The sequence below is a fragment of the Citrobacter sp. Awk 4 genome, from assembly GCF_028069725.1.
In the GTDB taxonomy this organism is placed as follows: Bacteria; Pseudomonadota; Gammaproteobacteria; order Enterobacterales; family Enterobacteriaceae; genus Citrobacter_D.
In genome coordinates, this window is the sequence record NZ_JANEWG010000013.1 from 1 (window position 1) to 14,537 (window position 14,537).

The following is a 14,537-nucleotide window of genomic DNA, read 5'->3' on the forward strand; positions in this document are numbered from 1 at the left end:
CATGAACATTTTGTTGCATTTTAACGGCATGTTTAATTTATGTTTCATTAGCTATTAGACACAATTAAAACCAATGATTAGCGACATTAAATTTACGGACTGAAATTATATTACACAGTGGCAAAATGATTCCCCGCGCAGCGGATATATCATGCCAGACAGATTATTCATCCGGACAAGTTAACCAGTCAGTGGGAGTGTATAACGGTAAAAGAAAGGCGCCATGTTGGTTGTATCACGAGACATATGCCAGCGCCGATTTTCGCTCACCGCAACGTTACGCTTATCCTCTGACGTCATCATTTCTGCCGTTTTAAGCGACACAGACTCTGCCTCTTGTTTTCCTGCCATAAAGAGTCCGCTATCATGCTCTCTATGTAGCCATGAACAGATAATGTAGATGTTCATGAGATCCAATGAGACGCCGTGAAACTTAATGAGAACAACAAAAATCACTCACTCATTAAAATTAAAGAAAATGGACATCACAAACCAATGACTTCAATAGCAAATTTAGATTCCCATACCCCCATGATGCAGCAGTATCTCAAGCTGAAAGCACAGCATCCGGAGATCCTGCTGTTTTATCGTATGGGCGATTTTTACGAACTGTTTTATGACGATGCCAAGCGTGCGTCTCAACTGCTCGACATCTCACTGACCAAACGCGGCGCCTCGGCAGGCGAACCGATCCCGATGGCAGGCATCCCGCATCATGCGGTAGAAAACTACCTCGCCAAATTGGTCAATCAGGGCGAGTCCGTGGCGATTTGCGAACAGATTGGCGATCCGGCGACCAGCAAAGGTCCGGTTGAGCGTAAGGTCGTACGCATTGTGACGCCTGGCACCATCAGTGATGAAGCGTTATTGCAGGAACGTCAGGACAACCTGTTGGCCGCTATCTGGCAAGACAGTAAAGGCTACGGCTACGCCACGCTGGATATCAGTTCCGGGCGTTTTCGCGTAAGTGAGCCCGCTGACCGTGAAACGATGGCGGCTGAGTTGCAACGTACCAACCCCGCCGAACTGCTCTACGCGGAAGATTTCGCTGAAACGGCGCTGATCGAAGGTCGTCGCGGGTTGCGTCGCCGTCCGCTGTGGGAATTTGAAATCGATACCGCTCGCCAGCAGCTAAACCTGCAATTTGGCACGCGGGATCTGGTCGGTTTTGGCGTGGAGAACGCCCCGCGCGGCTTATGCGCTGCGGGCTGTCTGTTGCAGTATGTAAAAGATACCCAGCGTACTTCGCTACCGCATATTCGTTCTATCACCATGGAACGCCAGCAGGACAGCATCATCATGGATGCGGCCACACGCCGCAACCTGGAGATCACGCAAAATCTGGCAGGGGGCGTGGAGAATACACTGGCTTCCGTGCTTGATTGCACCGTCACCCCGATGGGCAGCCGAATGCTCAAACGCTGGCTGCATATGCCGGTGCGCGACACCAAAATTCTGACCGAACGCCAGCAAACCATTGGCGCATTGCAGGATGCCACCAGCGAACTGCAACCAGTACTGCGCCAGGTGGGCGATCTGGAACGTATTCTCGCTCGTCTGGCGCTACGCACCGCCCGCCCACGCGATCTCGCCCGTATGCGTCACGCCTTCCAGCAATTGCCGGAGCTGCGCACTCAACTGGCAACGGTGAACAGCCATCCCGTACAGATGCTGCGTGAAAAAATGGGGGAGTTTACGGAGCTGCGCGAATTGCTGGAGCGAGCGGTTGTCGATGCGCCGCCAGTGCTGGTTCGCGACGGTGGCGTCATTGCTCCGGGTTACAATGAAGAACTGGACGAATGGCGTGCGCTGGCAGATGGCGCAACCGACTATCTCGACCGTCTGGAAATTCGCGAGCGTGAACGGACAGGGCTGGACACCCTGAAAGTGGGCTATAACGCGGTACACGGTTATTACATTCAGATCAGCCGTGGGCAGAGCCATCTTGCGCCAATCAACTATGTGCGCCGCCAGACGCTGAAGAACGCCGAGCGCTACATTATCCCTGAATTGAAAGAGTACGAGGACAAAGTTCTCACCTCGAAAGGCAAAGCACTGGCACTGGAAAAACAGCTGTATGACGAGCTGTTTGACCTGCTGTTGCCACACCTGGCAGACCTGCAACAGAGCGCGGCTGCGCTGGCTGAGCTGGACGTACTGATCAATCTCGCCGAACGCGCGTACACGCTGAATTACACCTGCCCAACCTTCACGGATAAACCGGGCATTCGGATTATCGAAGGTCGCCATCCGGTGGTGGAACAGGTGCTCAGCGAGCCGTTTATCGCCAACCCGCTAACGCTCTCTCCGCAGCGTCGGATGTTGATCATTACCGGCCCCAATATGGGCGGTAAAAGTACCTATATGCGCCAAACTGCGTTGATTACGCTGCTGGCCTACATCGGCAGCTATGTACCAGCGCAAAGCGTGGAGATCGGTCCTGTCGACCGTATTTTCACCCGCGTCGGCGCGGCGGACGATCTGGCTTCCGGTCGTTCAACCTTTATGGTGGAGATGACCGAAACCGCCAATATCCTGCACAACGCCACCGAAAATAGCCTAGTGTTAATGGATGAGATTGGCCGCGGCACCTCTACCTACGACGGCTTGTCGCTGGCATGGGCGTGCGCGGAAAATCTGGCAAACAAGATCAAAGCGTTGACGTTGTTTGCCACCCACTACTTCGAACTGACGCAACTGCCGGAGAAAATGGAGGGTGTTGCCAACGTCCATCTGGATGCGCTGGAGCACGGTGAAACTATCGCGTTTATGCACAGCGTGCAGGATGGCGCAGCCAGCAAGAGCTACGGCCTGGCGGTTGCCGCGCTTGCCGGAGTGCCAAAAGAGGTGATTAAACGCGCGCGCCAGAAGCTGCGTGAACTGGAAAGTATTTCACCGAATGCCGCCGCCACGCAGGTAGACGGTACACAGATGTCTCTGCTGTCGGTCCCGGAAGAGACCTCCCCTGCTGTTGAAGCGTTGGAAAATCTGGATCCGGATTCCCTGACCCCGCGTCAGGCGCTGGAGTGGATTTATCGGTTGAAGAGTTTGGTGTAAGACGTATTGCCTGATGGCGCTGCGCTTATCAGGCCCACAACTCTTCAGGACGGGTTACGCAAAAGAAAAAGGCCAGCCTCATTGAGGCTGGCCTTTCTTGATATAACTTTGCTTACTCGCGGAACAGCGCTTCGATATTCAGCCCCTGAGTCTGCAGGATTTCACGCAGACGACGCAGGCCTTCAACCTGAATCTGGCGAACACGTTCACGTGTAAGACCGATTTCACGGCCCACATCTTCCAGTGTCGCAGCTTCATATCCCAGCAGACCGAAACGACGTGCCAGCACTTCACGCTGTTTGGCGTTCAGTTCGAACAGCCATTTGACGATACTTTGTTTCATATCATCATCTTGCGTGGTGTCTTCCGGACCGTTTTCCTTTTCATCGGCCAGGATATCCAGCAACGCTTTTTCGGAATCGCCACCCAGCGGGGTGTCTACCGAGGTAATGCGCTCGTTAAGACGAAGCATACGGCTAACGTCATCAACCGGTTTATCCAGTTGCTCTGCAATCTCTTCCGCACTCGGTTCGTGGTCCAGTTTATGCGACAACTCACGCGCAGTACGCAGATAGACGTTCAGCTCTTTAACAATGTGAATCGGCAGTCGAATCGTACGGGTTTGGTTCATAATCGCCCGTTCAATCGTCTGGCGAATCCACCAGGTTGCGTATGTTGAAAAGCGGAACCCACGCTCAGGGTCAAACTTCTCGACGGCACGGATAAGCCCCAGATTGCCCTCTTCAATCAGATCCAGCAATGCCAGACCACGATTGCCATAACGGCGGGCAATTTTCACCACCAGACGCAGGTTACTTTCAATCATCCGACGGCGAGAAGCGACATCTCCACGCAGTGCGCGACGCGCAAAATAAACTTCTTCTTCGGCCGTTAGCAGTGGTGAATAACCAATCTCACCAAGGTAAAGCTGAGTCGCGTCCAACACACGCTGGGTGGCACCCTGCGATAACAGCTCTTCTTCAGCCAGGTCGTTATCACTGGGTTCCTCTTCACTCAAGGCTTTTTCATCAAAAGCCTCTACTCCGTTCTCATCAAATTCCGCGTCTTCATTTAAATCATGAACTTTCAGCGTATTCTGACTCATAAGGTGGCTCCTACCCGTGATCCCTTGACGGAACTAGCAAGTGAAAGCCTGGTTCCGACGCTTTATCGCTGCGGCAAATATTGCAGCGGGTTTACGGATTTCCCCTTGTAACGAATTTCAAAATGCAAGCGTGTTGAACTGGTTCCGGTGCTACCCATGGTAGCGATTTTTTGCCCCGCCTTGATGTCTTGTTGTTCCCGGACCAGCATCGTATCGTTATGGGCGTAGGCACTCAGGTAATCATCATTGTGTTTGATGATAATTAAATTACCGTAACCGCGCAGCGCATTACCGGCATATACAACGCGTCCATCTCCGGTCGCGACGATTGCCTGTCCTTTACTGCCTGCAATGTCGATGCCTTTATTGCCACCCTCGGTAGCCGCGAAGTTTTCGATCACTTTGCCGTCCGTCGGCCAGAGCCATTTAGAGATTGGCGCACTGGTAGACATACTGCTTGCAGTCGGTTGGGTTGTGCTCGTTGTTGATGCCGTTACAGGGGCTGTGACAACCGTCCCAGCTGGCTTGTTGTTCGGCAACATTTTATTAGCACTCTGTTCACCTGAGTCCTCAGAATACGTAATTGTCGGTTTGGACGCAACAGCAACGGTGGAATTTTGTGCAGGGTTGGTCACAACTCCTTGCTGTGCTGCATCCGCCTGGGTGATGGCATTTCCACCCGTAATTGGCGCACCGGATGCATTACCTACCTGAAGTGTTTGTCCTACGTTCAATGCGTAGGGAGCTGCAACATTGTTGCGCTGAGCAAGGTCACGGAAGTCGTTACCGGTGATCCAGGCAATATAGAAAAGAGTGTCGCCTTTCTTAACGGTGTAAGTGCTGCCGCCAGTGTAGCTGCCTTTCGGAATGTCCCCGTATTTTCGGTTGTATACAATACGGCCGTTTTCCGTCTGCACGGGCTGTTGCGCGACAGGCTGGATTTGCGCAGGTTGGGTGATCTGGGGCTGCTGCTGCACGGGCTGAATTTGCGGCGTTGATTGCGCCGTCGCCGTTGTCCCCATTTTTGGCGGAGGCGTGATCAGCATGCCTGAGTTGGTGCTCGATGGTGCGCTGCCATCAACAGAGTTGACGGGTGCAGGCGGATTAGACGTGTTGGAACAACCTGCCAGCCACAGCGAAACCAGTGACAATGCCGCAATGCGGCTAACGGTGAATTTTGGGCTTCCCGCGCTCATTTATCCCCCAGGAAAATTTTGGTTAATAACCAGTGACGTAATAACCGTGCAAAGCATCAGGCTGAACACTGGAAAACGTGTTCACCATACGCTTACCCATTGCAAAATAACCAGGAAAAATCCAGGTATTCAGGAATGCGCTACGCCAGTTCACCTTTAACTAAAGGAACAAAGCGAACGGCTTCCACGGTATCGATAATAAATTCGCCTCCCCGACGACGCACCCGTTTCAAATACTGATGCTCATCTCCCACAGGCAAGACGAGAATACCGCCTTCATCCAACTGTGCCATTAACGCAGTAGGAATTTCTGGCGGCGCAGCCGTCACAATGATGGCATCAAACGGGGCACGAGCTTGCCAGCCTTGCCAGCCATCGCCATGACGGGTCGAAACATTGTGTAAGTCGAGCTGCTTGAGGCGGCGACGCGCCTGCCATTGCAGCCCTTTGATACGCTCGACGGAACAGACATGATGCACCAAATGCGCCAGTATCGCCGTCTGGTATCCCGAACCTGTCCCTATTTCCAGCACCCGGGATTGCGGCGTCAGTTCCAGTAACTCCGTCATTCGCGCCACCATATAAGGCTGCGAAATCGTCTGTCCCTGGCCAATCGGCAGTGCAATGTTTTCCCAGGCTTTGTGTTCAAACGCTTCATCAATGAATTTTTCGCGCGGGACCGCAGCAAGTGCGTTCAGCACCAGCTCATCGCGGATCCCCTGAGCGCGCAATTGTTCAAGAAGGGTGTGTACGCGTCTGCTTACCATTGCGTGTCAACTCCCACGCTCTCTAACCATGTTGAAACAACATCATGCGCGTTGTATGCGGTTAAATCCACATGCAGGGGCGTAACGGAGACATAGCCTTCATCTACCGCAGCAAAATCGGTGTCCGGCCCGGCGTCGCATTTATCGCCCGGCGGGCCAATCCAGTACAACGTATTGCCACGGGGATCTTGTTGCGGAATCACTTTATCCGCCGGATGGCGGCTTCCGCAACGCGTCACACGAATGCCTTTGATTCTTTCCAACGGAAGATCCGGTACGTTGATATTCAGAATGCGGCCAGTTCGCAGAGGTTCACGACGTAGAGCACGTAAAAGAGTGCAGGTGATCGCAGCGGCGGTATCGTAATGTTTATGACCATCCAGTGAGACCGCCAGCGCAGGATAACCGAGGTGACGCCCTTCCATCGCTGCTGCGACGGTGCCGGAATAGATGACATCATCACCCAGATTAGGGCCAGCGTTAATCCCTGACACCACAATGTCCGGACGCGGACGCATCAATGCGTTGACCCCGAGATAGACGCAATCCGTTGGCGTGCCCATTTGGACGGCGATATCACCGTTATCAAAGGTAAAAGTGCGAAGCGAAGATTCCAGCGTCAACGAGTTAGACGCACCGCTGCGGTTACGATCGGGGGCAACCACCTGTACGTCAGCAAACTCACGCAGGGCATTTGCCAGCGTTTGTATACCAGGCGCGTGAACCCCATCATCGTTACTCAGCAATATGCGCATAATCACCCAATGTGTTGATAAGTTCCCTTACAACACTGGTGGCAAAACTCCCTGCCGGTAGCCAAAAGCTTAACTCGACGGTTACGTCATCCCACCAGTTCCAGCTTAATTGTTGCGGATACAACAACATAGCGCGGCGTGAAGCCTCCACCTTTTCCCGCAACAACAGCGATTGCAGCTCCGTTTCACTGGCGATGGCGGCTTCTTCAAACGCCAGCGCTTCACGCTGGGTTCCCCACTCACCGCTGCCAGGTAACGCAGCTGTAATCATTAACTCTTTATCATCGACGCGGCGTTGTAATTCGGCCTGTTCTTCCGTTGTGGCGACAAACCAGCTGCCGCGCCCCGCTAATTGTAGCGCATCGCCGTCAACAACTTGATTAAAGTCTGTTTTTTTCAAACGTTCATCGACAATTTGATTAAACAACGCACTGCGGGCTGCCGACAACCAAAAACTGCGTTTATTGCGATCGCGTACCGGTGCATCGCTTTGCGCCCAACGCAGCGCTCCCTGCAGGTTACTGCCGCCAATGCCGAAGCGCTGGGCGCCAAAATAGTTCGGTACACCCCGTTCGCTAATCACCTGCAGACGCGCTTCAACGTCATCACGGTGGCTCACTTCGCGCAAAACCAGCGTAAATGCGTTGCCTTTCAGGGCCCCTAACCGCAGCTTACGCTTGTGGCGGGCGTATTCCAGTACTTTACAACCTTCTAACTGAAATGCGCTCAGATCGGGCAGATCTTTGCCCGGCACGCGCGCGCACAGCCACTGTTCCGTGACCGCATGTTTGTCTTTCTGCCCGGCAAAGCTGACTTCACGGACATGAATTTTAAGGAATTTTGCCAGCGCGTCAGCGACAAAACGGGTGTTGCAGCCGTTTTTCAGAATACGCACCAGAATATGCTCACCTTCCCCGTCGGGCTCGAAGCCTAAATCTTCGATAACCACAAAGTCTTCCGGGTTTGCCTTCAACAAACCGCTCCCTTGTGGTTTCCCGTGGAGGTAAGTCAGGTTTTCAAACTGTGTCATTTCGTTGCCTTAATGAGGAGCGCCACCGCTTCACAGGCAATCCCTTCCCCACGTCCGGTAAAACCGAGTTTTTCCGTGGTGGTCGCTTTTACGTTAACGTCATCCATATGGCAGCCGAGATCTTCGGCAATGAACACGCGCATTTGCGGAATATGCGGCAACATCTTCGGCGCCTGGGCAATGATGGTTACATCAACGTTACCCAGGGTGTAGCCTTTGGCCTGAATACGACGCCAGGCTTCACGCAGCAGTTCGCGGCTGTCTGCCCCTTTAAAAGCCGGATCGGTGTCAGGGAAAAGCTTACCGATATCCCCCAGCGCCGCTGCGCCTAGCAACGCGTCGGTTAACGCATGCAGCGCGACATCGCCATCCGAATGCGCCAGTAACCCTTTTTCATACGGTATACGTACGCCACCAATGATAATTGGGCCTACGCCACCAAAGGCGTGTACGTCAAAACCGTGTCCAATTCGCATTATGCATTCTCCTGGTGGATGGTTCGGGTCAAGTAGAATTCAGCCAGTGCCAAATCTTCCGGACGGGTCACTTTAATATTATCAGCGCGTCCTTCAACAAGCGCAGGATGATAGCCACAATATTCCAGCGCTGAGGCCTCATCGGTGATCGTCGCGCCTTCATTGAGCGCGCGGGTCAGGCAATCATGTAGCAACTCGCGAGGGAAAAATTGCGGGGTGAGCGCATGCCATAAATCGGTACGCTCCACGGTATGCGCAATGGCGGTTTTACCCGGCTCGGCGCGTTTCATCGTGTCGCGTACTGGCGCGGCAAGGATGCCGCCCGTACGGCTGGTTTCACTGAGAGCCAGCAGGCGGGCAAGATCATCCTGATGCAGACAGGGTCTGGCGGCGTCATGTACCAGCACCCACTCGGCGCCGCCGACGGCCTGCAGCCCGGCGAGTACAGAGTCGGCGCGCTCATTACCGCCATCAACGACCATAATCTGTGGGTGTTGCGCCAGAGGCAGTTGTGCAAAGCGGCTGTCGCCGGGACTGATTGCAATGACAACACGCGTCACCCGGGGATGCGCCAATAACGCATGAACCGAGTGTTCAAGAATGGTTTTATCACCGATTGAGAGGTACTGCTTAGGACATTCCGTTTGCATCCGACGGCCAAATCCAGCAGCCGGCACCACGGCGCAAACGTCCAAATAAGTGGCTGCCATGTTAAATCCTTGGCTGTTTATCGATTATTTTGCCCCGCCGTCTGAGCGCGCTTAGAGGCGTCAGGCACCAGACGGAAAAATGTTTCGCCTGGTTTAGTCATACTCAATTCGTTGCGAGCACGCTCTTCAATGGCTTCCTGACCGCCATTAAGATCGTCAATTTCGGCAAAAAGCTGATCGTTACGCGCTTTAAGCTTCGCATTTGTCTCTTGCTGCGCGGTGACGTCATCATTGACGCGGCTATAGTCATGTAAGCCGTTCTTACCGAACCACAGTGAATACTGCAGCCAGACCAGTAAAGCCAGCAACAGCAGCGTTAGTTTACCCATCCTGCCCCCTGAAAAACGGCGCCATCATCCCATAACTTCCTCTGAGACTCTACTCAGAGGGCGGGAATGCCGCGACAACGCGGGCAAATGTATCACATTTATCCACCGATCCGCACACCTCGAACAGGGAGAACATAATCTAATTGTTGGTTACGGTTTGAATTATGACCACCCACAGCAGTCATCAAAAAAGAGGAAAAGCGACCTACCCCAGCAACCACAAGAACAAGGCGCCAAACATGGTGCCAACGGTTAACAAGGTTGAAATAACACTGAACAGCAGTTTGCCTTTCATCAGCGAATGCAGGGCGATCCCAACCACTACGGCAACAGGTATGAGCGCCAGAAAAAAGGGCCAGGTATAAAGAAAGAAAAACAACGTGTTAGAGCCATAAATGAGGAAAGGAAAACCCAACGCCAGCAACCACGACACGAAACCAACCACGGCCCCTGATAGCGACCAGGTGGTTTCGTCTTCGGCAGTGAACGTATCTGACGTTGTGATAGTAATGTTATGGCTGTTCCGCATATAAAATCCTGTGACCTTGACGAGCCAGGCATACAAGCCCGGTAGTGTCTCAGGATCTGATCATATCGCCCTCTCTCAGTAGATCTAATAATTGGCGGACTAAATTTGTTACTAATTGTTCACCATCCAGGTGAATTTCTGGTGATTCAGGCGCTTCGTAAACCGAGTCAATGCCGGTGAAATTACGTAACTCACCCGCCCGTGCTTTTTTGTACAAGCCTTTCGGATCGCGCGCTTCACAGGTGGTCAGCGGGGTATCCACGAAGACTTCAATAAAGCGTCCCTTGCCTACCCGATCACGCACCATCTGGCGTTCCGCACGATGCGGGGAAATAAACGCCGTCAGCACCACCAGTCCGGCATCGACCATCAGATTGGCGACCTCCCCCACCCGACGGATGTTCTCTTTACGATCGGCTTCGCTAAACCCGAGATCGCTGCACAACCCGTGACGTACATTGTCGCCATCCAACAGGTAGGTGCTCACACCGCGTTGATGCAGCGCTTCTTCCAGCGCCCCCGCCACCGTAGATTTACCCGAGCCGGAAAGCCCGGTAAACCACAGAACAACACCACGGTGGCCGTGGTGTTGCTCGCGCTGCTGCGGTGTCACAGGATGCGCATGCCAGACGACGTTTTCGTCGTGCAGCGCCATTATTGGCCTCCCAGCAAATCACGCGCACCCCAGTGCGGGAAGTGACGGCGCACCAGCGCATTCAGTTCCAGCTCAAACGCGCTGAATTCGGACGGTGTTGAGACAGATTCCGCGAGCGGTTGGCGTACCATACCTGCTCCAACGGTCACATTACTCAGGCGATCAATAATGATAAGCCCACCGGTCACCGGGTTTTGCTGATAGCTATCCAGCGCCAACGGTTCATCAAAGGTAAAATTCACCAGGCCAATGCCATTCAATGGCAGATTTTCAACCTCACGCTGGGTCAGATTATTGATATCCACCTGATATTGCACGTTATCCACGCGGGCGCGGGTCTTTTTCCCGGCAATCTTAATATCATAACTCTGCCCCGCCGACAGCGGTTGTTCCGCCATCCAGACCACGTCAATGGCGGCGCGCTGTACCGCAGGCAATGCTTCGCTGGCGTCAAGCAGCAGGTCGCCACGGCTAATGTCGATCTCATCCTTTAGCACCAGAGTGATGGCTTCACCCGCATGCGCTTGTGGTAAGTCTCCGTCAAAGGTCACAATGCGCGCCACGCTGGATTCAACGCCGGAGGGCAGCACTTTGATTCGCTGACCCACCTTCACGGTGCCAGACGCGAGCGTTCCGGCGTAACCGCGAAAATCCAGATTCGGGCGGTTCACATACTGCACCGGGAAACGCATCGGCTGGGTATCGACCACACGCTGGATGTCGACAGTTTCCAGCACTTCCAGCAGCGTCGGGCCGCTGTACCATCGCATATTCGCGCTCTGAGACGCCACGTTATCGCCTTCCAGCGCAGAGAGCGGAACAAAGCGAATATCCAGATTCCCCGGCAACTGTTCGGCAAACGTCAGGTAATCTTCGCGAATACGGACAAATGTCTCTTCGCTGAAATCCACCAGATCCATTTTGTTGATCGCGACCACCAGGTGTTTGATCCCCAGCAGCGTAGAGATGAAACTGTGGCGACGAGTTTGATCCAATACCCCTTTACGGGCATCGATCAGTAAGATCGCCAGATCGCAGGTTGAGGCGCCTGTCGCCATATTACGGGTGTACTGCTCATGCCCTGGGGTATCGGCAATGATAAATTTGCGTTTCTCGGTAGAGAAATAACGATAGGCCACGTCAATTGTGATCCCCTGCTCGCGCTCGGCCTGGAGACCATCCACCAGCAATGCAAGATCGAGCTTCTCGCCCTGCGTACCGTGACGTTTGCTGTCATTATGCAGCGAAGAAAGCTGATCTTCGTAAATCTGGCGCGTATCGTGCAGCAAGCGGCCAATCAGCGTACTTTTGCCGTCGTCCACGCTGCCGCAGGTTAAAAAGCGCAGCAGACTTTTATGTTGTTGGGCGACCATCCAGGCTTCGACGCCGCCTTCATTAGCGATTTGTTGGGCAAGTGCGATGTTCATAGCGGCTCCTTAGAAATACCCCTGACGTTTCTTCAGCTCCATGGAGCCCGCCTGGTCGCGGTCGATCACGCGCCCCTGACGTTCACTGGTGGTTGAAACCAGCATCTCTTCGATGATCTCCGGCAGCGTTTGCGCATTCGACTCCACCGCGCCCGTCAGTGGCCAGCAGCCCAGCGTACGGAAGCGCACCATCCGTTTTTTGATCATTTCGCCAGGTTGCAGATCGATCCGATTGTCATCGATCATCATCAGCATACCGTCGCGCTCCAGCACCGGGCGTTCAGCCGCCAGATACAGCGGGACGATCTCAATATTTTCCAGCCAGATGTACTGCCAGATATCCTGTTCGGTCCAGTTGGAGAGCGGGAAGACACGAATACTTTCACCTTTGTTTATCTGCCCGTTGTAGTTGTGCCACAGTTCCGGGCGCTGGTTCTTCGGGTCCCAGCGATGAAAACGGTCGCGGAAGGAATAGATCCGTTCTTTGGCGCGGGATTTCTCTTCATCGCGACGCGCGCCGCCAAACGCAGCATCAAAACCGTATTTATTCAGCGCCTGTTTCAGCCCTTCGGTCTTCATGATGTCGGTATGTTTCGCGCTACCGTGGACGAAGGGGTTAATCCCCATTGCCACCCCTTCCGGGTTTTTATGCACCAGCAATTCGCAACCGTAGGTTTTGGCAGTGCGATCACGGAATTCATACATCTCGCGGAATTTCCAGCCGGTATCAACATGCAGCAGCGGGAACGGCAGCGAGCCTGGATAAAACGCTTTACGCGCCAGATGCAGCATCACGCTGGAATCTTTACCGATGGAATACATCATCACCGGATTAGAGAATTCGGCGGCCACCTCGCGAATGATATGGATGCTTTCCGCTTCCAGTTGCCGCAGGTGGGTGAGTCGTTTTTGGTCCATAACCGTTCCTTAAGCCAGATTGATTACAGAAGAACCGAAGCCTTCTGTGTCTGTGGTGTGTTGAAACCAGGCGAGCGTGTCGTGAAGTTGTACGACTTCCCCCACGACAATCAGAGTGGGCATAGGGGCGTCTTTCGCAAGGATTGCAAGGTTGTGTAATGTGCCGGTAGCGACATGCTGATCGACGCGCGTTCCGCGAGAAATCACCGCCACCGGCGTTGTCGCATCGCGACCGTGTTGAATGAGTTGTTCGCTGATTTCCGCCGCTTTCATCGTGCCCATATAGATGGCAAGCGTCTGTCGGCTCTGGGCCAGATGCGCCCAATCAAACGGGAGGCTGTCAGCCTTGTAGTGCCCCGTCACAAACGTCACGCTCTGGGCGTAATCGCGATGGGTGAGCGGAATACCGGCATATGCGGTGACGGCGGATGCCGCCGTGATCCCCGGCACCACCTGGAACGGCACACCCGCTTCGGCGGCCGCCTGAAGTTCTTCGCCACCGCGACCAAAGATGAACGGATCGCCCCCTTTGAGGCGAACAACGGTTTTGCCTGCTTTTGCTGCCGCAATCAGCATCTGATTAGTTTCGTGCTGCGGCACGGAGTGTTCACCCGCCCGTTTGCCCACGCAGATCTGTTCCGCATCGCGACGAATCAACTCTCGCACGCCGTCGCTCACCAGATGGTCATAGAACACCACGTCGGCATCCTGCAGCACCTGCAGGCCGCGCAGGGTCAGCAACCCGGCATCTCCCGGCCCGGCGCCTACCAGAATCAGTTCCCCGGCGCTACTGCCTGGGTTATCCAACTCATCTTCCAGAATCTGCTGTGCGGCAGACTCGTTACCGGCATGCATCAGGCTGGCAAAACGGCCACGGAAAACGCGCTCCCAGAAACGACGGCGTTCGGTCACGCTGGTCAGCCTCGTTTTCAGATGGTTACGCCAGTAGCTGGCTTTTTCCGCCATGCGCCCCAGGCTCGTCGGCAGCAACGCTTCGATTTTTTCCCGCAGTACGCGCGTCAGAACCGGCGCGGTCCCACCGGAGGAGATCGCCACCAACAACGGTGAACGATCGACAATCGACGGGAAGATAAACGAGCAGTGCGGCGGATCGTCCACCACGTTGACCAGGCGATGGCGAGCTTGTGCGGCCATCGAGATCCGTTGGTTGAGTTCACGGTCACGGGTGGCGGCGACGACCAGCACCACGCTGTCGATTTGCGATTCCACAAAATCCGCGTCGCTGACTACCTGCACCTGCGCACCCGCACGCTGCAAGAATGCGACGTTGCGATCGGCAATCTCACCCGTACCGACAACCAGGACGGGTCTCTCTTTTATCGCAACAAATAAGGGCAAATAGTTCACAAGTTACAACTCGCTAGCAATCAGGAATAGAGTGACTATAGGGAGCGCGGGGGAACGAATGAAATTACGAATTGGAATGAGTAGTTCCTCAAAAGAATAACGATTTGAGAAAGCAAATATCAAAAAGTGCTTAACCCGCAGAAATTCGGGCATTTCGGAGCAAATGAAATTGTTTTACCCCTGTCACGGTTTCATACTAGGTGGGTAAAAATTTC

At 54.0% G+C, this 14,537-nt stretch carries 15 protein-coding genes; 1 reads left to right on the top strand and 14 read right to left on the bottom strand.

Features of this window, described 5'->3' with window-relative positions:
• Positions 1–180: 180 nt before the first annotated feature.
• Positions 181–351 (bottom strand): hypothetical protein, encoded by a 171-nt coding sequence (locus NNO04_RS07520; RefSeq protein WP_271444129.1) that lies wholly within the window; start codon positions 349–351, stop codon positions 181–183.
• A gap of 144 nt (positions 352–495) precedes the next feature.
• On the opposite strand from NNO04_RS07520, the gene mutS reads away from it, so the two are divergent.
• Positions 496–3,057 carry a DNA mismatch repair protein MutS gene (gene mutS / locus NNO04_RS07525; protein ID WP_271444130.1) on the top strand — a complete coding sequence of 854 codons (2,562 nt, stop codon included), beginning with the start codon at positions 496–498 and terminating at the stop codon, positions 3,055–3,057.
• A gap of 112 nt (positions 3,058–3,169) precedes the next feature.
• Here mutS and rpoS read toward each other — a convergent pair whose 3' ends face one another.
• The 13 genes from rpoS to cysG form a co-directional block, all read right to left on the bottom strand.
• Positions 3,170–4,162, bottom strand: coding sequence for an RNA polymerase sigma factor RpoS (rpoS, locus tag NNO04_RS07530; protein ID WP_000081498.1), 993 nt, complete (start codon positions 4,160–4,162; stop codon positions 3,170–3,172).
• A 62-nt stretch (positions 4,163–4,224) separates the two neighbouring features.
• Positions 4,225–5,358 (bottom strand): murein hydrolase activator NlpD, encoded by a 1,134-nt coding sequence (gene nlpD / locus NNO04_RS07535; RefSeq protein WP_271444131.1) that lies wholly within the window; start codon positions 5,356–5,358, stop codon positions 4,225–4,227.
• Between the two features lie 140 nt (positions 5,359–5,498).
• The gene (locus NNO04_RS07540; protein ID WP_192613265.1) at positions 5,499–6,125 is read right to left on the bottom strand and encodes a protein-L-isoaspartate(D-aspartate) O-methyltransferase; all 627 of its coding nucleotides are present in this window, start codon (positions 6,123–6,125) and stop codon (positions 5,499–5,501) included.
• Positions 6,119–6,880, bottom strand: coding sequence for a 5'/3'-nucleotidase SurE (gene surE / locus NNO04_RS07545; RefSeq protein WP_271444132.1), 762 nt, complete (start codon positions 6,878–6,880; stop codon positions 6,119–6,121). Before surE ends, NNO04_RS07540 begins: the two co-directional genes overlap by 7 nt.
• Positions 6,861–7,910, bottom strand: coding sequence for a tRNA pseudouridine(13) synthase TruD (gene truD, locus NNO04_RS07550; RefSeq protein WP_271444133.1), 1,050 nt, complete (start codon positions 7,908–7,910; stop codon positions 6,861–6,863). The genes surE and truD overlap by 20 nt, the downstream gene beginning before the upstream one ends.
• Positions 7,907–8,386 carry a 2-C-methyl-D-erythritol 2,4-cyclodiphosphate synthase gene (ispF, locus tag NNO04_RS07555; RefSeq protein WP_003034167.1) on the bottom strand — a complete coding sequence of 160 codons (480 nt, stop codon included), beginning with the start codon at positions 8,384–8,386 and terminating at the stop codon, positions 7,907–7,909. Before ispF ends, truD begins: the two co-directional genes overlap by 4 nt.
• A complete protein-coding gene (gene ispD / locus NNO04_RS07560; protein ID WP_271444134.1) occupies positions 8,386–9,096 on the bottom strand; it encodes a 2-C-methyl-D-erythritol 4-phosphate cytidylyltransferase in 711 nt (236 codons plus the stop codon). The genes ispF and ispD overlap by 1 nt, the downstream gene beginning before the upstream one ends.
• A 17-nt stretch (positions 9,097–9,113) precedes the next feature.
• A complete protein-coding gene (gene ftsB / locus NNO04_RS07565) occupies positions 9,114–9,425 on the bottom strand; it encodes a cell division protein FtsB (RefSeq protein ID WP_271444135.1) in 312 nt (103 codons plus the stop codon).
• 205 nt (positions 9,426–9,630) lie between these two features.
• A complete protein-coding gene (locus NNO04_RS07570) occupies positions 9,631–9,954 on the bottom strand; it encodes a DUF3561 family protein (RefSeq protein WP_271444136.1) in 324 nt (107 codons plus the stop codon).
• Between the two features lie 49 nt (positions 9,955–10,003).
• The gene (gene cysC / locus NNO04_RS07575) at positions 10,004–10,609 is read right to left on the bottom strand and encodes an adenylyl-sulfate kinase (RefSeq protein ID WP_271444137.1); all 606 of its coding nucleotides are present in this window, start codon (positions 10,607–10,609) and stop codon (positions 10,004–10,006) included.
• Positions 10,609–12,036 (bottom strand): sulfate adenylyltransferase subunit CysN, encoded by a 1,428-nt coding sequence (gene cysN / locus NNO04_RS07580; RefSeq protein WP_271444138.1) that lies wholly within the window; start codon positions 12,034–12,036, stop codon positions 10,609–10,611. The genes cysC and cysN overlap by 1 nt, the downstream gene beginning before the upstream one ends.
• Before the next feature lie 9 nt (positions 12,037–12,045).
• Positions 12,046–12,954: a sulfate adenylyltransferase subunit CysD gene (cysD, locus tag NNO04_RS07585; RefSeq protein WP_271444139.1), complete on the bottom strand. Its 909-nt coding sequence runs from the start codon at positions 12,952–12,954 to the stop codon at positions 12,046–12,048.
• Positions 12,955–12,963: 9 nt separating this feature from the next.
• Entirely contained in the window at positions 12,964–14,313 is a 1,350-nt protein-coding gene (gene cysG, locus NNO04_RS07590) for a siroheme synthase CysG (protein WP_271444200.1), read from the bottom strand.
• Positions 14,314–14,537: the final 224 nt, after the last annotated feature.